The sequence below is a fragment of the Nitrospirillum iridis genome, assembly GCF_014205765.1.
In the GTDB taxonomy this organism is placed as follows: Bacteria; Pseudomonadota; Alphaproteobacteria; order Azospirillales; family Azospirillaceae; genus Nitrospirillum; species Nitrospirillum iridis.
In genome coordinates this window covers 148,969-172,143 of the sequence record NZ_JACIIZ010000015.1, presented here as the reverse complement: position 1 = coordinate 172,143, position 23,175 = coordinate 148,969, and the positions used below count along the sequence as shown (strand labels likewise).

The following is a 23,175-nucleotide window of genomic DNA, read 5'->3' as shown; positions in this document are numbered from 1 at the left end:
GTCCATGCGCATTCTCTATTTCGCCTGGCTGCGCACCAAGATCGGCACCTCGGAGGAGGAGTTGGCACCGCCGCCCGATGTCGCCACCACCGGCGACCTCATCACTTGGCTGCGGTCGCGGGGGCCCGGCTACGCCGACGCCCTGGCCAACCGGGCCGTCGTCAAGGTGGCGGTGAACCAGGATTATGTCGGGCTGGACCACCCCCTGTCGCCCAATGACGAGGTGGCGCTGTTCCCACCGGTCACCGGGGGCTGACATGGCGATCCGCGTCCAGGCCGAAGATTTCGACGTGGGCGCCGAACTGGCGGCGCTGAGCGACGGCAACACCGCCGTGGGCGGCGTGGCCAGTTTCGTCGGCCTGGTGCGCGACGTGGCCGGCGGGGACGCCGTCAGCGCCATGACCCTGGAACACTATCCCGGCATGACGGAGCGGCAGCTGGCCGCCATCGAGGCCGAGGCGCGGACGCGCTGGCCCCTGGATGCCGTGCTGATCATCCACCGCCATGGCCGCCTGCTGCCAGGCGACCGCATCGTGCTGGCCGCCTGCGCCAGCGCCCATCGCGCCGCCGCCTTCGAGGCCTGCTGGTTCCTGATGGATTGGCTGAAAACCAAGGCCCCGTTCTGGAAGCGGGAGGAAACGGCGGACGGGGACCGCTGGGTTTCGGCCAAGGAGGAAGACGAGGCCGCCGCCGATCGTTGGCACACCCGCACGCCCTGAAAAGCGGACCCGCGCCAGCGGAATGGCAAAAAGAGGGCAAAAACATCGGCCAAATTTTAGGTATCGCGTGAATTGCCCCAACCCCATGGGTCTTACGCGAGGATTCCAATCTCCATGGGCTAGTCTCTGACTCATTAACTAAATCCTTGGCCAAGACTTTGGGTTTAGTCAGAATTCCGCGCACGCCACGCGACATCGGGCCGAAAGTCCTGTAAAGTGGGGGATCAGCTTTAGAGACCCCATGCCCGAACTGTTCAAGAACTCGGCCAACCTTTTGGGCCAGGACCAGCGCAACGCCACCATCCTGCTGGTGGACGGAAATCAGGGATTGTTGATTTCCCTGGTGGATCTGTTGCGCCAAGGCGGCTTCCGCTTCATCCATTGTCGGCAGGACCTGCACGACCTGCCGCGTCACTGTCGTGACCTTTCGCCGGATGTGCTGGTGCTGAACCAGCCGGGCGACACGCCGGCCGCCGTGAACGCCGTCCTGGCCGCCCTGGGCGCATTGGCCGCCGCCCCCTTCCCCGATGGCGCCCGCCCCACCCTGCTGCTGCGCACGGGAAAGCTGGACCTGGACATGCGCGAGGAAGCGCGCCGACGCGGGATCAGTGATTTCATCGCCCACAATTGCGACCCGACGGAGGTGGTGACCCGCGTGGCCTGCGCCGCCCATCGGCAGTTCCTATGCCTCCAAGCCGCCCAGCAGCAACGCCATCTGGATACCCAGGTCAGGGACCGCACCGCCCGCCTGCTGGAGTCGCTGGAGGCCATGCAGGCGCGGGAGCGGACGCTGCTGGCGGCGCTGGAACAGACCCGCACGGAAATCCGCCAGAAGGCGGACTTCCTGTCCCACGCCACGCATGAGCTGCGCACGCCGCTGAACGCCATCATCGGCTTCGCCGACCTGTTGCGGCGGGAGTTCCACGGCCCGCTGGGCGACGCCCGCTATCTGGAATACGCCGAGGACGTGCATGCCGCCGCCAGCCATATGGCCGCCGTGGTCGATGACACCCTGGACCTCAGCCGGGCCGAGTCGGGGCAGGTGACGCTGGATATGCGCGACATCGACATCGGCCGCGCCGTGCACGACAGCGCCCGCATGCTGCGCACGCTGGCGACCGACTGTGGCGTGGACCTGACGGTGAAGGTGCCGGAACAGCCGCTGCAACTGCGCACCGATCCGGAAAAGGTGCGGCAGATCATCCTGAACCTCGGGTCCAACGCCCTGAAGTTCACACCGCGCGGCGGCCGGGTGACGGTGGAGGTGCAGGCCGACGACAAGGGCGGCGCCCTGATCCTGATCGTGCGCGACACCGGCGTGGGCATGGCGCCGCACGAATTGCCCATCGCCCTGAAGCCCTTCGGCCAAGTGCGCGGCGCGCAGCAGCCGGGTGTGCGCGGCACCGGCCTGGGCCTGCCGCTGACCAAGCGCTTCGTGGAAATGCTGGGCGGCACGCTGGACATCGCCAGCGTGCCCGGCCGCGGCACCATCGTCACCGTGCGCCTGCCGGCATCCGAGACCGAGACCGACGCCGCACGGGCCAGCGCCTGACCTGTCGGGCCAACGGCATTTGATCATGACCGGTCAAATGCCGTCCCTCAATCGCCGGGCGCGACCATCCGGTCGCTTGGCTTCCTCACCTTCCAGTCCGCTACGCTCCCCGCAAAGCTCCGGCGCTCGCAGTCGCGGGCTACAGCCGCACGAGTCAGAATCTCGTGCCGCCGGTATCAGTCCGCCGCCTTTGCGCTCTGGGTACCCACCTGCGCCATGATGGCCAAGGGACGTCCCTCATTGTCCTTGAAGAAGGCCATCCACTCCTCCGTCCCATCCTCATGCTGATGGATGAGATGGGGGGTGTTGATGAACTCCACGCCCCGGGCCGTCAGGGTGGCGTGCATGGCCTGGATGTCCTCCACCCGGAAATAGAGGATCGACTCGGCCGCCCCCTCACCTTCCGACAGGAAAAGCCGCACACCCCCGCAATCGAAGAACGCCAGTGTGCCGAAGGAATAGAGATGGGGCAGACCCAGGACGTCGCCGTACCAGCGGCGGGCGGCGGTGATGTCCTTGACGCTGCGCGCGATCTGGCCCACCGGACCCAGGCTGGTCTGCGTTTCCATGGACGGCTCCTTGTGGGCGAGGTTGCTGGCGCGGCGGACACCATGCCACCGGCGCAGTTCGGCCCGTCTGGCGAACCCCAGTTTCAGCAGGATGTTGGCAACGTGGTATTTCACGGCGTCGAGACTGACGCCCTGGCGTTGGGCGATTTGCGGATTGGTCAGGCCATGACGCACAGCCTCCACCACCCGCCATTCGGCCGGCGTCAGGACATCCGCGTGGCGCGGACGGCCGCGTTCCCGACGGTTAGCGGCAACACGAGGCTTTCCAGGAAAGTGCGTCATGGGGCCAGCTTAACGCGGCCGGGAGCGATTTTCCCTACCCGACGCCCGCGCGGGCGTCGTCATTTCCCGCTTTACGTATAGGGAAACTTGACCGGCACCAATTCCGCCGGTGAAAAAGGAAAAGCCTGCGGGAGGTGCGTCCTTCCCCCCGCAGGCTTCACGCATCCGGCGGACCTGAACCCGGCCGGATGCGATCTCAGTGGTGGCCAGCCCGTCAGGGCCGGTTGTCGGCGGCGGGGGATGTCCCTCCCCCGCCGCCAACCTCGTCAAATCTCAGCGCACACCGGCCTCAGCGCACGCCTGAACGACGCAGGCTGTCCGGCGAGAAGTCGGATTCCGTCAGCTCAACCTTGAAGTTGTAGGGCTTCTCCTGGTTGATGAAGCCGCTGGCGGTGTAGCGGCCCGACTGCAGGTCGTACACGGCGAACAGGCCCGCCCAGTAGGCCGGAACGTCATAATGGTTGATGCCGTGGGCCTCGGTCACGCGCCACAACTGGTCGCGGGCGTCGTACTGGTCGGCCACCAGGATGTTCCAGCTGTCCTCGTCCACATAAAAGGTGCGGCGGGGATAGATGTGGCTGGTGCCGGACTTCAGCTTGCCCTCGACCACCCAGACACGATGCAACTCGTACCGGGCGTAATCCTGGTTCAAATGCTTCGGCTTGATGATCTGGTCGTAGGTCAGCTTGTCGCTCTGCAACTGATAGGCGTTGTAGGGGACGTACATCTCCTTCTTGCCAACCAGCTTCCAGTCGTAGCGGTCGGGCGAACCGTTGAACACGTCCAACTGGTCGGAAGTGCGCAGGCCGTCCGACGCCGTGCCCGGATTGTCGTAGGCGACGTTGGGGGCGCGGCGCACCCGGCGCTGGCCGGGATTGTAGGTCCAGGCGTTACGCGGTTCCTTGATCTGGTCCATGGTCTCATGCACCAGCAGGATTTCACCGGCCAGGCGGGCCGGCGCCGTCACTTCCTGCTGGAAGAACAGCGAGGTCTGGCCCTCCGGCCCCTTGTCGGAGTAGAGGAACTTCGATTTCTCATCGATCTCGATCATGGTGTAGGAGCCGTCGGCCTGCGGATTGGCCTGGCCGTACTGGCGTTCCACCGCCAGCCCCTTCCAGCGCAGGATGTGGTTCCACACCACCTCCACGCCCGTCTTCGGAATGGGGAAGGGCACGCCCACCTTGGCGCCTTCGACGCCGTTGCCCTCATCCACCAGCTTGGCGCGGGTGGCGTTGGCGAGGGTCTCGTCATAGACGCTCTTGGGCAGCGAGGCGCTGCGGTGCGTCGGATAGACGTTCATCTTGTAGTCGGGATACTGCTTCAGGAGGGCCTTCAGGCCCTCCGGCAGCTTGTCCGCGTATTGGGCCGCGTTCTGCCCGGTGATGGTGAACAGCGGCTTGTCGCCGGCATAGGGATCGACGTAGTGGTCGCCCGGCTTGAAGCCGGCGGGCGGGGCGGTAATGCCGCCGGTCCACTCGGGGATCGAGCCGTCCTTGTTGCCCGCCTTTTCAGCGCCGTTGGGTGTCAGGGTCTTTCCCAGATCCGCCGCCGACTGCGCCATGGCGACGCCCGCCATGCCCCCCAGAAAGACGGCGAGGGCGCCGCCGACCAACGCGGTGTTGCTCCACTTCATCCTTTTTCCTCCCAATTGCGCGGTTTTTTATCGTCGCGCGTGCGTCTCAGTAGCCGAGTAGGTCTTGGTCAAAACGCTTAATTTCAAGGATCTTCCCACCTCTGGGACAACTGTCCCGGGATTGGCGTTTGATCCTCTCATTTCAATAGTTTGGTCGATGCCGGCACGCCGCGCAATGGCTGTTGAACCGGCATCGACGGAGAATAAGGCGCGTGTGGGGCTCAGAAGAGGTCGGCCTCCAGATCCATGACGGTCTTGGCCCCCGACATCAGGGCCTTGAAGCGGAAGTCCACCTCCGGCAGCAGGCGCTGCACGAAGAAGCGGGCGGTCTTGATCTTGGCCTCGTAGAAGCCGCTCTTGCCGCCACCGCCTTCGGCCAGCTTGGCGTTCGCCACCTTGACCATGCGCAGCCACATCCAGCCCAGCGCCACCAGGCCGAAGATGCGCAGATAGTCGGTGGAGGCGGCACCGGCCTCGTCCGGGTTCTTCATGCCCTTCTGGGCGATGATGGCGGTGGACTGCTGCAGCTTGCCGAAGGCCTTGGCCAGCGGGCCCGCGAACTCCAGCAGGTCGGTGTCCTCCATGGCCGATTCCAGGTCGGCGGCCAGGGGATGGAAGAAGCGGCGCAGCAGGCGGCCCATGTCCTGGCCCAGCTTGCGACCCACCAGGTCCAGCGCCTGGATGCCGTTGGCGCCCTCATAGATCATGGCGATGCGGGCGTCGCGCACGAACTGTTCCATGCCCCATTCGCGGATGTAGCCGTGGCCGCCGTACATCTGCTGGGCCATGGTGGCGCACTCATAGCCCATGTCGGTGAAGTAGGCCTTCACCACCGGGGTCAGCAGCGCCACGAACTCGTCCGCCTCGGCCCGGGCCTTGGGGTCCGGGTTGTGGTCGGCCTGGTCCAGCTGGATGCCCACCCAGTAGCCCAGGGCGCGGGCGCCCTCGGTGAAGGCCTTGAGGGTCATCAGGTTCTTGCGCACGTCCGGATGGACGATCAGCGGGTCGGCCGCCTTCTCCGGCTCCTTGGCGCCGGTCAGCGAGCGGCCCTGCAGGCGTTCCTTGGTGTAGGTCAGCGCGTTCTGGTAGGCGACGGTGGCGATGCCCAGTCCCTGCATGCCCACGCCCAGGCGGGCGGCGTTCATCATGGTGAACATGGCGCGCATGCCCTTGTGGGGCTCGCCCACCAGCCAGCCCTTGGCGTCATCGAAGTTCATGACGCAGGTGGCGTTGGCCATGATGCCCATCTTGTGCTCGATGGAACCGCACATGACGCCGTTGCGGGGGCCGGGCTGGTTGTCCTCGGTCGGCAGGAACTTCGGCACCAGGAACAGGCTGATGCCCTTCACGCCGGCGGGCGCGTCCGGCAGCTTGGCCAACACCAGGTGGATGATGTTGTTGGTCAGGTCGTGTTCGCCGGCGGAGATGAAGATCTTGGTACCGGTGACGTTGTAGCTGCCATCGTCGTTGGGGACGGCCCTGGTCTTGATCAGGCCCAGGTCGGTGCCGCAGTGCGGCTCCGTCAGGCACATGGTGCCGGACCATTCGCCCGTGGTCATCTTGGGCAGGTAGGTATCCTTCAGGACCTCGCTGCCGTGCTTATAGATGGCGTTCCACGCCCCCTGGGTCAGGCCCGGGTACATGGCGAAGGCCATGTTGGCGGAAATCAGCAGCTCCTCCAGCACGAAGCTGATGGCGTGGGGCAAGCCCTGGCCACCGTACTTCGGGTCCATGGACAGACCCTGCCAGCCGCCGTCGACATAGGCCTGGTAGGCTTGCCTAAAGCCCTTGGGCGTACGCACCACGCCGTTCTCGTAGTGGCAGCCCTCCTCATGGCCGGAGCGGTTCAGCGGCTGCAGCTCGTTCTCGCAGAGCTTGGCGGCCTCTTCCAGGATGCTGGTGACGAGGTCGTTGGTCGCGTCCTCGAACCCCGGCAGTTTGGTCAGCTGATCGGCCTGCAGCAGGTCGTTCAGGACGAAATCGATGTCTTCGAGCGGCGCCTTGTAGGTCGGCATCGGAGAATTCCTTAAGCGTTGGAAGATGCCGGGGCGGTCGCCCGCCCCGGCCCCCAAAGACAGAGCGTCAGTTGCGCAGCGGCTTGCCGGTGGACAGCATGTGGTCGATGCGGTCGATGGTGCCGGGCGTGCGCACCAGGCGCATGAAGGCCTCGCGCTCCAGGTCCAGCAGGTCGTCCTCGGTCAGCACCGTGGTGATGTCGGTCTCGCCACCGCTCAGCACCCAGGCCAGTTCGCCGGACACCACCACGTCGTGGTCGGTGGCCTTGCCCTGGCCGTGGAAGCCCTCGACCGCCATGTCCAGGGCCACGCGGGCGCCGGGACCGGGCAGGCGGATTTCCAGGGGCTCCGGCGCCTTGTAGTCCTTGGCCAATTCCAGGGCCTTGGCCTTGGCGTCGGCCAGCAGGCGATCGCGGTTCATGGTGATGCCGTCGGTCGGGCGCAGGATCAGCATCTCCTTCGCCTCGAACGCCGACTTCGCCACCTTGGCCGTGCTGATCATCTCGAAGGCCTTGGCGATGGCCGGCATGGGGCCGCCCGGGCGCTTCTTGTTGTACGTGTGGCGGTACAGCATCTCCTTGCAGCCGCCCCAGCCCGGCACCAGGCCGACACCGACCTCGACCAGGCCGATGTAGCTCTCGGCATGGGCCTGCACCGCGTCGCAGTGCAGCAGGATCTCGCAGCCGCCGCCCAGCGCCATGCCGGCGGGGGCGCCCACCACCGGGAAGGGCGCGTACTTCAGCGCCTTGTAGGTCTGCTGGCCTTCGGACGTCGCCTGCTCGATCTGCGGCCACAGCGCGATGTTCAGCGCGAACAGGGCCAGGCCCAGGTTGGCGCCAACGGAGAAGTTGTCGCCCTCGTTATGGATGACCAGAGCCTTGTAGGCCCCGGACGCGCCATCGCCGATGATGTCGATGGCCTTGCGGTAGAGGGCCATGACCTGATCGTCCAGCGCGTTCATCTTGCCGGTGAATTCCAGGCACAGCACGCCGTCGCCGATATCCCACAGGGCGGCGGACGCCGTCTTGGCCACGGGCTTGGAGGCCCGCTTCACGTCCGACAGCAGCAGCACGCCCTCCCCCCGCTCCACCACGGCATACTCGCCCTGGGTCGTCAGGTAGTGCAGGCGGCCGTTCTCCACCTTGTAGAAGGGGCGGCCGGCGGCGAGCTTCACCAAGGCGGGGACGGGCAGGCCCTCGGCCTCCAGCTTCTCGGCGAACCAGGCGGTGCCCAGCGCGTCGATCATCTCGAACGGGCCCTGCTTCCAGTTGTAGCCCAGGCGCATGGCGGCATCGACGTCCAGGATGGTGTCCGCGATCTCCGGCACCAGGCTGGCGGCGTAGGCCAGGGCCTGGCTCAACACCTTCCAGGCGTACTGGCCGCCCTTGTCGGAATGGGTCACCAGGGCCTTCAGGCCGCGTTCCCTGGCGGAGGCCAGGTCGGCCTTCACCGTGGGGCGGTAGGCGCCGGTCTTGAGGTCGATGGTCTCACGGACACGCGCGCCGTCCGGCGTCTTGGTCTGGCGGTAGAAGCCGCCCTTGCCCTTACGGCCGGTGTAGCCTTCCGCGATCATCTTGGTCTGCAACGGATTGTCGCGGTAGACGCGGCGGTAATCGTCCTGGGCCGGCAGGGTGGACAGCAGGCTTTTCGCGATGTGCGGCCCGAGGTCGATGCCCACCAGGTCCAACAGGCCGAAGGTGCCGGTCTTGGGCAGGCCCATGGGCTTGCCGGTGATGAGGTCGGTCTCCTCCACCGTCAGGCCCAGATCGTCGGCCGCGTTCACCGCCACCTGGAACCAGTAGGTGCCGATGCGGTTGGCGATGAAGCCGGGGGTATCCTTGCAGGCGACCACGCCCTTGCCCAGGCGGACGTCGCACACCTGGCGGATGGTCTCGACCGCGTCCTTGCGGGTCTTGGGGCCGGCCACGATCTCCAGCAGCCGCATGTAGCGCGGCGGGTTGAAGAAGTGGGTGATCATGAAGTCGGCGGCGAACTGGTCGCTCGCCCCTTCCAGCAGGATCTCCAGCGGGATGGTGGAGGTGTTGGAGCTGACGACCGAGCCCGGCTTGCGCACCGCGTCGACGCGGCGGTAGAGCGCGTGCTTGATGTCCTTGTTCTCGATCACCGCCTCGATGATCCAGTCGACGTCCTTCAGCTTCTCCAGGTCGTCTTCCGTGTTGCCGGGCGTGACCAGGCGGGCGGCGTCCTTGTGCATGAAGGCGGCGGGTTCCGTCTTCAGCAGCTTGTCGACCGCGCTCTTGGCGACGACGCTGCGGTCGCCGCCATTGTCCTTCACCGCCTGGGGGACGATGTCCAGCAGGAAGACGGGAATGCCCGCGTTGGCGATGTGGGCGGCGATGCCGCTGCCCATCACCCCGGCGCCGATGACGGCGGCGCTTTTGATTTCCATGGGGTCTCTCCTCAAGCCGGGGCCGGTCAGACCGCTTCCAGGACGGTGGCGATGCCCTGGCCGCCGCCGATGCACTGGGTGGCCAGCGCGAACTGCTTGCCTTCGCGCTTCAGCAGGCTGGCGGCCTTGCCGGTGATGCGGGCGCCGGTGGCGCCCAGCGGGTGGCCGAGCGCGATGGCGCCGCCGTCCAGGTTCACCTTGGCGGGGTCGAAGCCCAGTTCATGCGCCACGGTCATCGACTGCACGGCGAAGGCCTCGTTGCTCTCGACGATGTCGATGTCCTTGATCGTCAGGCCGGCCCGCTCCAGCGCCTTGCGCGAGGCCGGGACGGGGCCGTAGCCCATGATGGTGGCGTCGCAGCCGGACACGGCGACGGAGCGGATGCGGGCCAGGATGGGCAGGCCGTGGGCCTTGGCGTATTCCTCGCTGGTCACCAGCGTGGCCGAGGCGCCATCGGTCAGCGGGCTGGAGGTGCCGGCGGTGACGGTGCCTTCCTGGTCGAAGGCCAGCTTCAGGCCGGCCAGTCCCTCGGCCGTGGTTTCCGGACGGATGCAGCCGTCCTTGTCCACCAGCTTGCCCTTCACGTCGATGCCGACGATCTCATCGGCCAGGCGGCCGGCAGCCTGGGCGGCGGCGGCCTTCTGGTGCGAGGCGACGGCGTAGGCCTCCTGGTCGGCGCGGCTGAAGCCGAACTTCTTGGCCAGGTTCTCCGCCGTGATGCCCATGGACATGTAGGCGCCGGGGTTGACGGCGTGCAGGGCGGCGTTGGGCATGGGGTTGAAGCCGCCCATGGGAATGCGGGTCATGCTCTCCACACCGGCGGCGATGAAAGCCTTGCCGGCGCCGAGCGCGATGGCGCCCGCCGCCATGTGGATGGCCTGCATGGAGGAGCCGCAGAAGCGGTTGACGGTGGTGCCGGCCACCGCCTGCGGCAGGCCGGCGATCATGCCGATCAGCTTGGCGACGTTGAAGCCCTGCTCGCCTTCCGGGAAGGCGCAGCCGAGAATCAGGTCTTCCAGGTCGGCCGTGTCCACGCCCGTGCGCTGCACCAGCGCCTTCACCACCGCCGCGGCCAAGTCATCGGGGCGGACCTTCACCAGGTCGCCCTTGTTGGCCAGCGTGAACGGGGACCGGGCGTAACCGGCGATAACGGCTTTAGTCATTGGTGTGTTCCTCGCCTTGGCAGTCGGGGGGCGCCTCATTTGGCGGGCGCCGGATGATGGGGATGCGGGAAAGGCCGGGCCGTGGACTGGTCCAGGCGCGGCGGAAAAGCGGCGGCGCGACCGGACGCTCAGGCGTCCAGGGCGCCCCTGCGGGCCAGGTGGTCGACGACCAGGCCCTCGATCTCCTTCAGGTCGACCAGGGTCTGCTGCACATCGCGCAACTGTTGTTCCAGGGTGGTGATGCGGTCGCGGGCGCTGGCCAGCAGGAAGCGCATCTGCGGGACCTGGGCGTCACCCACCTCGTACAGGTCCAGGAAATCCTTGATGCCGGCGATGGTGAAGCCCAGGCGCTTGCCGCGCATGATCAGCTTCAGCCGCGCCCAGTCGCGGTGGGTGTAGACCCGCTGCTGGCCCTCCCGGCGGGGGGTCAGCAAGCCTTCGTCTTCATAATAGCGGATGGTGCGGGGCGTCAGCTCGAACGCCTCGGCCAATTGACTGATGGTGTAGGTTTCTTCCACCGCCGAGACGGGCGCTCCATCGGGCATGGTCCTCTCCCTGGGCTGGCCGGACCCCCTCATTCAGCGGAGAGTCGGCGCCTTACGTTTACGTAAACGTAAAGACAGAGGCGCCCCCTGTCAATGGCCTGAATCAAGTTTCAACTTCATCCGTCCGGGGTAGTCATGGGGTAGTTATGGGCGCCCTCAAACGCCGGGCGCCAGCATCCGCTGGCTTGGCTGTCCTCAGTTTCCGGTCCGTTTCGCTCCCCAGAAACTTTGGGCGGACGCAGTCGCGTCCTACAGCGGCACAAGGCTCCGCCTCATGCCGCTGATCACTAGCCCCCCCCTAGGACGCGACCGCGTCCGCCGGAGCGAGCACCGCAGGGCGCAGCGAGGACAAGGCAAGCGGGCGGATGCCCGCGCCCGCCGCCTGAGGGAACTCAGATAAAGAAATGTATCTGCGTGCGGTCGTAGCCGGTGCCCAGCAGCATGGGCTGGCCCTGGGTCACGGGGAAATCGTGGCCGAAGAAGTAGACCGCCTGCTTCCAGTGGTTGGTGCGGGCGGCGGAGCGGGAGCTGTAGACCACCTCCTCGTCCATGTGCAGGTCGAACCAGAAGGCGACGCCCTGGACGACGCCGGGACGCGTCGCCTGGATGGTCAGGCTTTTCAGGTCGCTGTCCGGCATGCTGACACGGAAGTCGAAAAACCAGGCCGGGAAGGGATCGGACAGCATCTGGTGGTCGTCGGCCGCCAGGTCGATCTGCTGATAGCCGGGGCTGCGGAACTGGTCGAATCGGCTCATGTCGAAGCCGCTGACGCTGCGGATGGGGCTAACGCGGCGCAAATCGTCGGCCTGGATCAGCTGGGCCCAGACGGTGGCGGCGGCGGGGATGACGCGGGCGCCGGGGCGGGCCAGGTTGCGCCGGGCATGATCCAGGATGGCCAGCATGTCGGGCGCCAGCATGCCGACATTGACGATGTCGGACACCAGCACGTCGGCCGGGCGGGGCAGGTCCACGCCCACCTTCAGATCCTGGGATTTCTTGGCGACGACGCTGACGCGGTCGGCATAACCGTTCAGCGCCACCGTCTCGCGCGCCACGGTGGCCAGTGCCGCCAGCGGCTCGGCCGCCACCACGCGGGCGGCACCGGCGCGGGCGGCCATCATGCTGACCAAGGCGGACCCGGCGCCCAATTCCAGCACCAGGTCGCCGGGGCGGATAGCGCGCAGCAGGGCCGCCTCATAGGCGTCGTTGCGTTCGTGGTCATTCAGGCGGGGGATGTGCCAGGCCGGCACCTGGGTGCTGCGCAGCAGCTGCAGGGCGTACTGCACCGCCTGGTTATCCGGCAGGCGGGCCTGGACGCCGCCCAGCAGCGCCACGGCGTCCTCGGTGCGATCCTGGCCCTGGAACACCTGGGCCAGGCAGATCGCCGCCTCGTACCGGCTGCTGTCGGCGGCCAGCACCTGGGCGAACAGGCCGCCGGCTTCGTCCAGCCGGCCGGTGTAGAGCAGCAGGGTGCCCAAATTGTAGAGGGCGTCGAGGTTGTCGGGCAGCAGGCCCAGGGAGTGGCGGAAGCAGAACTCCGCCTCCTCCAGGCTGCCCAGCTCACGCAGCGTGTTGCCCAGGTTGTTGTGGGCCTCGGCATAGCGCGGGTTGATCTCCACCGCCTCGCGGAAGCGGGCCTCGGCCTCCGCCAGGCGGCCCAGGGCCCGCAAGGCGTTGCCCAAATTGTTCTGGCTGACGGCGTCGCTGGGGTTCAGCGCCACGGCCATGCGGAAGCACGCCTCCGCCGTCTCGAACTGGCGGCAGCCATACAGCAGGACGCCCCGGCTGTTGTGGTACTGGAAGTTCTCCCCGTCCAGGGCGATGGCCCGCTCGAACAGGTCGTTGGCCTCCATCGGCCGGTTGGCCTTCAGCGCGATGACGCCCAGCAGATGGGTGGCCTCGGCGTGGACCGGCTCGGTCGCCAGCGCGGTACGGCAGCTCATCTCGGCTTCGGACAGGAAACCGGCCATCAGATGCTGGCGGGACAGGTCCACACAATCCTGGACGAAGGACATCCACTCCTCCTCGGGGGGCTAGGTCGCGTCTTTGCCCGAGAAGGAGAGCAAGGGGCATGCCAGCGCCCCCGCGCCATGAAGGCCTTGGATTCACACACAAGATTGCAAAGAACGGAGATCCCGTCCGGGTTCCCGGACCGCCGCCGGGCAAAGCTTGCCGGGCAGGTTTAGGCCAGCAGGGCCAGCACCTCGGCGCCCGTGGGCATGGCGTCGCCCGCCCCCACCCGCGTGACGGCGATGGACGCGGCGACGTTGGCGTGGCCCATCGCCTGCGGCAGGGTATCGCCCAGGGCCAGGCGGGCGGCCACGGCCCCGACGAAGCAATCGCCGGCGCCGGTGGTGTCCACCGCCTTGACCTTGCGGCCGGGCACGATGACCTGATCCTCGGCGGTGACGGCCAGGGCGCCGCGCACGCCCAGCGTCGCCACCACCGTCTGACCGGGGCGGCGCATCAGGCGGCGGGCGGCGGCGGCAACGGCGTCCGCCGCCGCGTCCGAGGCCAAGTCCACACCGGCGAAGTGCCCCAGTTCCGTCTCGTTCACCACCAGGATGTCGATGTCGGCCCACAGGCTGTCCGGCGCGTCATCCAGCGCGGGGGCGGCGTTCAGCACGGTGGTGGCGCCGGCGGCGCGGCCCCGGCGGAAGAACTCGGCGATGGTGGCGCGGGGAATCTCGAACTGGCTGACCAGGATGTCGCCGGCGGCGATGGCCACCGCGTCCAGGTCGGCGGCCGAGACCTCGCCATTGGCGGCGGGGATGACAACGATGCTGTTCTCGGCATGGGCGTCCACCATGACGATGGCCGTGCCGGTGGCCGTGTCGGTGCGATGGACGCCACCCGTGCCGACACCATTGGCCTGGAGGAAGGCCAGCGCCTGATCACCGAAGGCGTCGCGGCCCACCCGGCCGATGAATTCCACCGCGACACCCTGGCGGGCGGCGGCGATGCCCTGGTTCAGCCCCTTCCCGCCCCGGCCGAAGGCCACGGTCTCGCCGCTGACGGTCTCACCCGGGCGCGGCGCCCGGCGCATGGTGGTGAGGACGTCGGTGTTGATGCTGCCGGCGACGATGACTTTGGGCATGGAGACCTTCAGGAAGCGATATCGGAAAAGAGAACGGCGGCGGAACCTATAGCCGGCTGCGCTTAATCGGAACCACAGCCGGCTATAGATGAGTCTGTCCGTGAGCAGCTTCACGCCCAAAGGCGATGCCGCCTTTGGGCGATCTGCTCCAGGCCCCGCCGCCGGCTGATTTTACAGGCTGCGGCGCGTGGCGTCAGGAGGCCCTGGCGGTCTTCTGCGCCTCCAGCTCGTCCAGCAGGGCCTTGCGCGACAGCTTGCCGATCATGGTCTTCGGCAATTCATCACGGAATTCCACCTGCTTGGGCAACTCGATCGCCGACAGCTTGTCACGCAGGAAGTCGCACAGCTCCGCCTGGGTTAGGCTGTGGCCGTCGGTCAGCTTGATGTAGGCCTTCACCGTCTGGCCGCGGTAGGGATCGGGCACGCCCAGCACGATGCATTCGTTGACGGCGGGGTGCAGGTAGATCGCCTCCTCCACATTGCGCGGATAGACGTTGTAGCCGCCGGCCAGGATCATGTCCTTGATGCGGTCGACGATGTAGATGTAGCCGTCCTCATCCATGTAGCCGACGTCACCGGTGTGCAGGCGTCCGTCGCGCAGGGTGACGGCTGTCTCCTCCGGTCGCTTCCAATAGCCCTTCATAACCTGGGGGCCCCGGATGCAGACCTCGCCCCGCTGGCCCTGGGCCACGGGGGTCTTGCCATCCTCCACATCGATCAGCTCGATGATGGTGCCCGGCACCGGCAGGCCGATGGAGCCCACCTTGACCTTGCCGCCCACCGGACCGTCGATCGGGTTGACGGTGGCGACCGGCGACGACTCGGACAAGCCGTAGCCCTCCACCAGCTTGCAGCCGGTATGCCCCTCGAAGGTCTGGCAGACGTCCAGCGGCAGCGGCGCGCCGCCGGATATGCTGAACGCCAGCGAGGACAGGTCGTACTTGGCCCGGTCCTTGTAGTTGTTGATGGCGGTGTAAATGGTGGGTACCGCCGGGAACTGGGTGGGCTTCTTCTTGTCGATGGTGTCCAGCACCTGCTCGATCTCGAATCGGGGAAGCAGGATCATCTCCGCCCCCAGATAGATCGACAGGTTCATGACGCCGGTCATGGCGAAGACATGGAACAGGGGCAGCACGCCCAGCATCCGTTCCTGCCCCGGCCGGCCCTGGTAGAACCACAGCGCCGACTGCACCGTGTTGGCGGTGAGGTTGGCATGGGTCAGCATGGCGCCCTTGGGCACGCCGGTGGTGCCGCCAGTGTACTGCAGCACCGCCACATCCTCCACCGGGTCGATGGTGACCGGCCGGTAGCGCCCGTCGTTGGCCGTCAGCGTCCGGAAGCTGAGGTTGTGGACGTCGGCCGGCGGATGGCTGATGTCCTTCCGCTTGACCAGCGGATACAGCAGGCTTTTGGGGAAGGGCAGGATGTCGGCCATGCGGCCGGTGACGATCGTCTTCAGACAGGTCTGGCCCAGCATCAGGACCATCTTGTCGTAGCACTGCGGCACGTCCACCGTGATCATGATCTCCACCTCGGAGTCATTGATCTGCTTGACGAGCTCACGTTCGGCATAGAGGGGGTTGAAGTTCACCACCGTGGCGCCGGTCTTCAGGATGCCGTAGTAGCAGAAGACCGAATACGGGGTGTTGGGCAGGAACAGGCCGACATTGCTGCCCCGCCCCACGCCCAGCGCCTGCAAGCCCTTCGCCACGCGGTCGACCATGTCGGCGCCCTGGCGATAGGTGTAGCGTTTTCCCAGGAAATCGATGAAGGGGCGGTCGGCGAACCGCGCGGCGGAACTGTCAAACAGATCCGTCAGGGGCTTCACCGGTATGGGCGCGTTCCAATCCACGCCCGACGGATAGCTATGTTCCCAAATGTGCGCCGCACTTACGGCCTGGTCGGCCATCATACGTTTTCTCCCCAGGGCGGGTCCCCCTCAGGCACGGGGACGCCACCGCTCCAATTCGTGATTTGAAGCTCAAGGGTGCCGACCTGGCGACGAGGGACGCATACCCGGCGATCGTATCGGCAACCGACATGCCGGGGCGTTCCACCCCGGTCTAGGGCGGTAACGTGCCTGCATCGCGGACGCTACTCAAGCGTTTCGTGAAAGCGCGGCGCCGGTCCCGCGTTTCCCCCCGGGTCGGGCCCGGGGCGGAAACGGCAACCCAGCGTTGCCGCCCTTGGGTGGGCGCCGCCGTGAAACCGGGCGTATCAAAGGGCCGCGAACCTGTGGATGAAAGGAACGAAGCCCCTGCCGCAGCGCAACATTTTTCCACACATTACAGTAGCGGACGTTCATGGTTTATGTTTACCATTAAGACGGGTCAAGCTGCCGCATAGGAAGAAAACCAGGGACAGTTCCGGAGGAATCCGGACGCACCCGGCGCGGCGGAGTTGGGGGGTCAGATCATCGGGCCGGCGCCCGTTTGGGGATCCGGCACATATCGGGAAGGTACTGCCTCGTGCCACGCTTCGGATCGTATGATGCCTTCAGCCAGGACGAGGGTCTCCCGGCAAAGGCCCAGGTCAAATGGTTCAACACCTCTAAGGGTTTCGGCTTCGTCGCCTTGGAGGATGGAACCCCTGACGCTTTCCTTCACATTTCGGTGATCACCCGCGCGGGCCTGAACGACATCACCGAGGGGACGGAACTGCTGTGTACCGTCGGTGCCGGGCCCAAAGGGCCCCAGGTGCTGCGCATCGTGGAGGTCACGGGCGTGGCCGCCGCACCCGACCGTGGCGGCCCATCGGCCCCCCGCACCCGCGACCGGGTGCCCACGGGGTCGGAGATCGAGATCGACGGCACCGTCAAATGGTTCAAGGCCGACAAGGGCTTCGGCTTCGTCCTGGCCGATGACGGCGGCAAGGACGTGTTCGTCCACAAAAGCGTGCTGCGCCGCTGTGGCATGGACCATCTGGATGAGGGCCAGCGGGTGCAGATGCGCATCGCCGACGCCCCCAAGGGCCGCGAAGCCGTGTGGGTGGCGCTGGTTTAGGGACCTGTGCCTTACCCGGTACAACGCCGGCCCCCTGGTTCCGTTAAAGGGGCGGATCAGGCGAGCGGGCGGACACCCGCCCCGCCCGCCTGACGGCCTGTTTGGGGTTCTCATACCAACGGCATTTGATCGTGACCGGTCAAACGCCCCCTCAAACGCCGGGCGCCGCCATCCGGCGGCTTGGCTGATCCTCGATTTACAGTCCGCCTTCGGCTCCCCGCAAATCTCCGGCGCCCGCGGTCGCGGGCTACAGCGGCACGAGTCGAAACCTCATGCCGCTGGTATCATTCAAGGAACGATGGTCAAACTGCCGGCCGCGCCCATCGCCTGGTGGTTGGGCGAGGTCCATTCCTCCACCTGGGACGGGGCCAGGGCGTAGGTGCCCGGCAAAGCGGCGCGGACCAGGTAGACCAGGCGGAACTCACGACGGTCAGCCGCCAGATCCACGGCCGCGACGTAGCGGTCCTCCCGCGCCTCCACATGGGTGGCATCGCTGAGGTCGCCCACAGCACCCGCCAGTTCCGGCGGCAGGCCGCCCCGGGCGATGCGCACCGTCTCAATGGTCAAGCCGGCCGCCACCGGATCGCTCACCAGAACCTGGATGGGGCCCGCCCCCTCGACCTTGCCCGACAGCACCACCGCCAGCAGGTCGTTCTGACGCACGTGCGCCAGGTCCACCGGGTGGCCCTTCAGATCCAGGATACGGCGCTCGACGGTATAGGCCTGGCTGGGCGCCGGTCCCTTCGCCGCCGGCGCCTCCGCCACGGGGATGCCGGAAATGGCGACCGTGCGTTGCACGGGCGACTGCCCGCCGTTGGCCACGGTCAAGGACCGGCCGCTGATGTCCAGGCGCCGCACCAGGGGCCGGGTTTCGGCCGCCGGCTGCCCGGCGACGCCCAGGGTCATGGATCCGGCGCGCTGCATCAGGCCCCGCGCCGCCACCAGCAACCAGGCGCGTTCCTGGCTGCTGATCAGGGCCGGCTCGCGCAGCAGTCCCTGCACTTCCTTGGCTTGGGCGGTCAGGCGCTCGACCGGGGTGTTGCCCTCCGCCAGCAGGGCCAGGCTGGCCGCCCGGTCCCGCAGATCGGACCCGAAGTCGCGCATGCCCGGCAGGGTGATACGCAAGCCGTCAACCCGGGCATAGGCGTCCTGGGCCTGGGGCAAGCCCACCGCCGCCAGCGCCGCGGCCGCATGGGCGCGGGCCAGGCGGGTGGGCAGCTTGTCCCAGAAGGTCTCATAAAAATAGCGCACGGGCGTGGCGTCCACCGCCTTGGCCTTGGCCACCACGGCCAAGCCATAGGCCCGGGCCGGCAGGTCGGCCGGTTCCACCCAGCTGTTGCTGATGCTGCGCACCAGCCAGTCCAGGCCCTTGCGGTAGGGTGCGTCCGGCACGGCGTGGCCGGCGTCGCGGGCCCGGGTCAGGAAGTCCATCACGTAGGCCGACAGCCAGGGCTCAGCCGGGCCGTCCGCCGACCACAGGGCGAAGCCGCCATCGGCCCGTTCCAGGGCCAACAGCTTGTCGACGGCCCGGTCGATGCGTTCCCGCAAGGTCGCGTCGGTGTAGAGGCCCAAGGCCTTGCCGGCATCTCCCAGGTACAGCAGCGGCAGGGCGCGGCTGGTGATCTGTTCGGCGGAGCCATAGGGATTGCGGTCCAGGGTCATCAGCAACCCGGGCACGTTCAGTTCCGGCAGGGGGCTGAGGGCCAGGCCCGACACCACCGTCTCCGGCCGCAGACCCTGTGCCGATTCCGCCGCCACCTGGACGGTGGTGCCCGGGCGGATGTCAGCGGTCTCATGCCGGGTGACGACGGGCAGGTTGCCCCGCACCGGCACCGCGAACTCGCGTGTCAGCACCACGCCCTCGGGCCCTTTCACCGTCATAACCAGACGGCCGGCGCCCACGGCCAGCCCCCTGACCACCCGGTTCAGGGTGACCTCGCCGCCCTTGGCCAGGCCATGGAAGACGGCGACGACGTCGCGCGGCTCCGGCCGCACCACGTCCTTGCCCTTGCGCTTCTTGACGCCGACGCCACGGTTGGTCGTGTCGACGGGGAAGGACAGCGGCCCCTCGGCCTGCAGGGTCACCGTATAGGTGCCCCGGGTGCCTGTGCTGTTGGTCAAGGTCAGGGCCAGGCGGGCGGTATCGTCCGGCGCCAGGAAACGGGGCAGCGCCAGATCGGCCTGCACCGGGTCGCGCACCGGCAGCACCCGGTCGGCATGGCCCAACGCCCCGGCCGACCACACGGTGGCCATCAGGCGCAGGCGCCCCTGGAAGTCCGGCAGGGTCAGCGGCACCTGCACCTTGCCGTCATTGCCCACGGCCAGGATGCCGGAATAGAGGGCGACCACCGGCGCGCCACGCGGCGGCACGGCGTCGGAGGTGGCGGCCGGCACCGGCGTCGGGGCGCCCGGGGCGCCGTGCGGCGCCGTCAGTCGACCATAGACGTCATGGATGTCCACGCCGAGCTGGCGCTTGCCGAAGAACCAGGCCTCCGGATCCGGGGGTCTGTAGCCGGTGATGTCGAGGACACCCTGGTCCACGGCGGACAACACGAGATGAACGCCCTGGCCCGGGGCCACGCCCGGCACCTGGATGGGAATATGGATGGTCTGGCGCGGCCGGGCCTCGGCCGGGCCATCCAGCTTGGGCGCCAGGGCGTGGTTGCCCAGGGCCACCGGCAGATAGTCCACCCCCACGGCGCGGCGGGGCAGAGAGCGGCGGCCGGCTTCCACCGGGGCGAAGGCGTTGGCGATGACGTAGGCCCCGCCGCCGATGTCGGCATCGACGGGGATCTCCACCAGCGCGCCCTCGGCCCCGATCTCACGGGTCAGCGTCTGGCGCACGGCGCGATCGGCCAGGGTGATCAGCACGGTGCTGCGATAGGGCGGGCGCACGAAGACGGCGGCCTTGGCCCCGGGCACCAGCGGACCACCACCCACGGCCCCCTTCACGGTCACCTCCACGGCGTCCGGGGTCTCCCCCAACCGGGCGCTGACCCAAGAGCCGGCGGCGAAACGCACGCTGCCGGACACACCGGTGGCGGGATCGTACACTTCCAGCCGGTAGCGGCCGGAGGAGACGGGCACCTCGACGCCACCCGGCGCCTTGGCCGTGGCCGCCACCGTGCCGCCCGTCACCTTCTGGTCGCGGACCTGGGGCTTATAGTCCCAGCTGCCGTTGGCCTCGAACCAGACATAGTCCAGGCGTTCCTCATAAAGGTCATAGGACAGCTGGCCCTTGTCCAGCTGCCGGCCATCGGGCGCCACGGCGACGACATCGAAGGCCGCCGTCGCCCCTTCCGGCACGGCGTCGTCGTTGAAGCGGGGGCGGATGCCGATGGTGTAGGGGTACCGTTCCACCGGGACCACCAGGTCGTGGCCCGTGGTGCCGCCGCCCACGTCGAACAGGGCGGCATGGAACACCGCCTCCAACGGGCGGGACCCATCGAGCTTGCCTTTGAGCGCGACGGGCACGCTGGCGACACCGTTGGCGTCGGTGGCGAAGCCAGGCAGCGTTTCCTGCCGCGGGGCGCCGTCCTCTTGCGCCAGGCCGAAGCGATAGCCCTGGTAAGGGGCCTGGGGGAAAGGATCGGCGGCGGGGCGCAGGGTCACCGAGAGGGTGCCGGCCAGGTTGGCGGCCGACGCGCCGCTGGGCGTGCGGCCATTGATCGACAGGGTCAGCGTCCCGTCCGGCCCCACACGGGCCTGATCGCTGGCGAGATCCAGGTTGACGCGCGGCGGCACGAAATCGGCCACCTGGAAGCGCAGGGTGCCCACGGGCGGGCCGTCCGGGTCGGCATGAACGGTCACGGTCCAGCTGCCGGTGGCCGCGTTGCTGGGCAGGTCGAGGGAGGCGGCGTATCCGCCCATGCCGCGGTCGGCCAGGGTGAAACGCTCGATCTCCAGCCCATCGGGACGCTGGACCTTGAGCGTCAGAGGGCGGCCCGACACCGCCTGGCCGGCGGCGTCGCGCAGCAGGGTGGTGGTGTGCACCGCCTCACCCGGGCGATAGATGCCGCGATCGGCGAAGACGAAGGCGTCCAGGGGACCCGGCGAAGGACGGCCGGCGGCACCCCGGGCGGCCAGATCCAGGCCGGGGGCCGTCAGGTCGAGGAAGCTGAAGTCACCATCCTTGGCGCTGGCGAACAGGGCCTGGCCCTTGGCGGCGCCGGAGGCGGCGTCGAAGCGGGCGGCCCCATCGGGCCCCGTCAACACCTTGCCCAATTCCTTGTTGTCCCGGGCCACCACCCGCACCTCCACCCCCGCCAACGGCGTGGCGGTGCGCAGGGAATGGACATAGACCAGCAAGCCGTTGGTGCCCGACAAGGTGGTCAGGCCGAGGTCGGAGACGATGAACCACTGCGTGGCGCGACCTTCCCAGCCGGCGGTCTTGGCGCCCGCATCCTCCGCCACCGCCACGTAGACGCCGGGCTTCAGCTGGCCCAGGACGGCGTCGATGGGGAAGGGCGTGACCTGCGCCTGGTTGCGCTTGGTGCCCACCGCCATCTCACCGCGCCACACCAGCTCGCCGTTCTTTTCCACCAGCGAGCCCACATCCAGGTCGTTCAGCGTCTGGTTCAGCCGGCCATAATAGATTTGCTCGACCAGCGAGCGGTCCTTGATGTGCAACACCTGAAGGCGGGCACGGTCCACATTGATGGTGCGCAACGGCAGGCCGTCGCGGCCGATGCGGGGCAGGATGTAGCCACCGCCACGGAAGGCCAGCACCGGCCGGCGGTTCAGCACCTCGATCTCGCGCGACTGCGGGGCGGGCAGGGTTTCCACCCCGCCGGCGGCGGGCAGGCCGGCCTTCAGGGTCACGGCGTAATGGCGGCCGTGTTCCAGCTTTTGGACGCAGAGGGTGCGGTCACGCACCACCACCGGCCGCTGCACCGGCGCGCCCGCGTCGGCCGGGCCGTTCTTGAGCAGAACCTCGACCTTGCCGGCATAGGGGTCCTGCAGGCCGGGGCGGGCCTTGGCCAGGGGGCGGTTGAAGGTGAAGCAGGCCTCGGGATCGTCGCGCTCGGCATTCACCTCCAGGCCGGTCAGGCCGAAGGGGCCGGCATCGGCAGGGCCTTGAGTCGCGGGCTTGGCCGGCGGCGGGCCGGCGGGGGACACCGAAGCGGCGGGGGCCGGGGCCGCCACCGGCGGCGGCGATGCCGGAGGCCGCTCTTGGGGGGAAGCTGTGACGGCGGCGGGGAGGAAGACAGCCAGAGCGAGGGCCGCGGCAAAGCTACGCACCATGGGCGACGGGGCCTCCACCCCGATAATGACGGCAAGAAACCAGGAAACCGGCGCCCATATGGATGGGCGCGCGGCCAGTCAGGGCGCCAGAGGACGATGTTTTGGACGCTATTGCAACAGGCGCGTTATCGGTACGGCACCCCCTTCGACCTTTCCCGCCGACCTTTCACCGTTAGGCCAAAGGCCATAGCGGCCGGACGATGGGTGGCCTCGGCCCTCTTGACACCTTGCGGGGGCGGGATGGGCGGCCTATCGCTGAGGTCCCCTCCCCTGACCAAGGGCCCTTCCATGGCCGCCGGCAGCCTGATCCAGCCCTTCCGCCACCATCCCAGCCTCTATATCGGGCTGGCGTTCAGCGTCGTCACCGGCCTGGGCGCCGGCCGGGTGATGTCGCCGGTCAGCGCCGTGCTGGTGGGCTGGTGCGCCGGCATCATCCTGTACATCACCCTGGTGCTGATCCATTTCGGCCGGTCCAACGTGGACAGCATCCGGGCCCGCGCGCGGGAACTGGAATCAGGCAAGTGGGTCATCCTGCTGGTGACCAGCATGGCGGCGCTGGCCTCGCTGGTCGCCATCGTGCTGGAGGTGGCGGACGCCAAGGGCACGCCCTACGCCGCGGCCAGCGCCGCGCTGGGTGCCGCCACCGTCTTCTGCTCCTGGGGCTTCGTCCACGTCATCTTCGCCCAGCACTACGCCCATTCCTATTGGCTGGAGGGCAAGGGCATCGATTTCCCCGGCTGCAAGCAGCCTGACTATTGGGAGTTCCTCTATTTCGCCTTCACCATCGGCATGACGGCCCAGGTGTCGGACGTGACGACGCAGACGGCGTTCATCCGCCGCGCCGTGCTGGCCCACGCCCTGCTCTCCTTCATCTTCAACACCGCCATCGTGGCGCTGGGCATCAACCTGGCCGCGGGCCTGGTGGGCGGCTGACCGGATCGGAG

At 67.9% G+C, this 23,175-nt stretch carries 15 protein-coding genes; 5 read left to right on the top strand and 10 right to left on the bottom strand.

The window, feature by feature from the left end; all coding sequences use genetic code 11:
- Nucleotides 1-4: 4 nt before the first annotated feature.
- The 3 genes from moaD to FHS74_RS23560 all read left to right on the top strand — a co-directional run bounded on the left by moaD (nt 5) and on the right by FHS74_RS23560 (nt 2,271).
- Nucleotides 5-256: a molybdopterin converting factor subunit 1 gene (gene moaD / locus FHS74_RS23570; RefSeq protein WP_184806163.1), complete on the top strand. Its 252-nt coding sequence runs from the start codon at nt 5-7 to the stop codon at nt 254-256.
- 1 nt (nt 257) lies between these two features.
- Complete coding sequence (moaE, locus tag FHS74_RS23565; protein WP_184806160.1) at nt 258-719, top strand: molybdopterin synthase catalytic subunit MoaE; 462 nt, start codon at nt 258-260, stop codon at nt 717-719.
- A gap of 241 nt (nt 720-960) precedes the next feature.
- Complete coding sequence (locus tag FHS74_RS23560) at nt 961-2,271, top strand: sensor histidine kinase (RefSeq protein ID WP_184806156.1); 1,311 nt, start codon at nt 961-963, stop codon at nt 2,269-2,271.
- 176 nt (nt 2,272-2,447) lie between these two features.
- Here the strand turns inward: FHS74_RS23560 and FHS74_RS23555 are convergent, their stop codons facing one another.
- The 9 genes from FHS74_RS23555 to FHS74_RS23515 form a co-directional block, all read right to left on the bottom strand.
- Nucleotides 2,448-3,122 carry a LuxR C-terminal-related transcriptional regulator gene (locus FHS74_RS23555; protein ID WP_246463320.1) on the bottom strand — a complete coding sequence of 225 codons (675 nt, stop codon included), beginning with the start codon at nt 3,120-3,122 and terminating at the stop codon, nt 2,448-2,450.
- A gap of 289 nt (nt 3,123-3,411) precedes the next feature.
- Complete coding sequence (locus FHS74_RS23550) at nt 3,412-4,755, bottom strand: DUF1329 domain-containing protein (RefSeq protein ID WP_184806150.1); 1,344 nt, start codon at nt 4,753-4,755, stop codon at nt 3,412-3,414.
- Between the two features lie 221 nt (nt 4,756-4,976).
- Entirely contained in the window at nt 4,977-6,770 is a 1,794-nt protein-coding gene (locus FHS74_RS23545; RefSeq protein ID WP_184806147.1) for an acyl-CoA dehydrogenase C-terminal domain-containing protein, read from the bottom strand.
- A gap of 67 nt (nt 6,771-6,837) precedes the next feature.
- A complete protein-coding gene (locus tag FHS74_RS23540) occupies nt 6,838-9,180 on the bottom strand; it encodes a 3-hydroxyacyl-CoA dehydrogenase/enoyl-CoA hydratase family protein (protein ID WP_184806144.1) in 2,343 nt (780 codons plus the stop codon).
- 26 nt (nt 9,181-9,206) lie between these two features.
- Nucleotides 9,207-10,343, bottom strand: a complete 1,137-nt coding sequence (locus FHS74_RS23535; RefSeq protein ID WP_184806139.1) for a thiolase family protein — start codon at nt 10,341-10,343, stop codon at nt 9,207-9,209.
- Between the two features lie 128 nt (nt 10,344-10,471).
- Nucleotides 10,472-10,888: a MerR family transcriptional regulator gene (locus FHS74_RS23530; RefSeq protein ID WP_184806136.1), complete on the bottom strand. Its 417-nt coding sequence runs from the start codon at nt 10,886-10,888 to the stop codon at nt 10,472-10,474.
- Nucleotides 10,889-11,280: 392 nt separating this feature from the next.
- Nucleotides 11,281-12,903, bottom strand: coding sequence for a tetratricopeptide repeat protein (locus FHS74_RS23525; RefSeq protein ID WP_184806133.1), 1,623 nt, complete (start codon nt 12,901-12,903; stop codon nt 11,281-11,283).
- 167 nt (nt 12,904-13,070) lie between these two features.
- Nucleotides 13,071-13,985 (bottom strand): ribokinase, encoded by a 915-nt coding sequence (locus FHS74_RS23520; protein ID WP_184806130.1) that lies wholly within the window; start codon nt 13,983-13,985, stop codon nt 13,071-13,073.
- A gap of 193 nt (nt 13,986-14,178) precedes the next feature.
- Nucleotides 14,179-15,897, bottom strand: a complete 1,719-nt coding sequence (locus FHS74_RS23515) for a long-chain-fatty-acid--CoA ligase (protein WP_184806126.1) — start codon at nt 15,895-15,897, stop codon at nt 14,179-14,181.
- A gap of 556 nt (nt 15,898-16,453) precedes the next feature.
- Between FHS74_RS23515 and FHS74_RS31020 the strand changes: the two genes are divergently transcribed.
- Nucleotides 16,454-16,987 carry a cold shock domain-containing protein gene (locus tag FHS74_RS31020; protein ID WP_184806123.1) on the top strand — a complete coding sequence of 178 codons (534 nt, stop codon included), beginning with the start codon at nt 16,454-16,456 and terminating at the stop codon, nt 16,985-16,987.
- Between the two features lie 288 nt (nt 16,988-17,275).
- On the opposite strand, the gene FHS74_RS23505 is transcribed toward FHS74_RS31020, so the two are convergent.
- Nucleotides 17,276-22,231 (bottom strand): alpha-2-macroglobulin family protein, encoded by a 4,956-nt coding sequence (locus FHS74_RS23505; protein ID WP_184806108.1) that lies wholly within the window; start codon nt 22,229-22,231, stop codon nt 17,276-17,278.
- 288 nt (nt 22,232-22,519) lie between these two features.
- Here FHS74_RS23505 and FHS74_RS23500 point away from each other — a divergent pair, with 288 nt between their 5' ends.
- Nucleotides 22,520-23,164 (top strand): DUF1345 domain-containing protein, encoded by a 645-nt coding sequence (locus FHS74_RS23500; RefSeq protein WP_184806105.1) that lies wholly within the window; start codon nt 22,520-22,522, stop codon nt 23,162-23,164.
- Nucleotides 23,165-23,175: the final 11 nt, after the last annotated feature.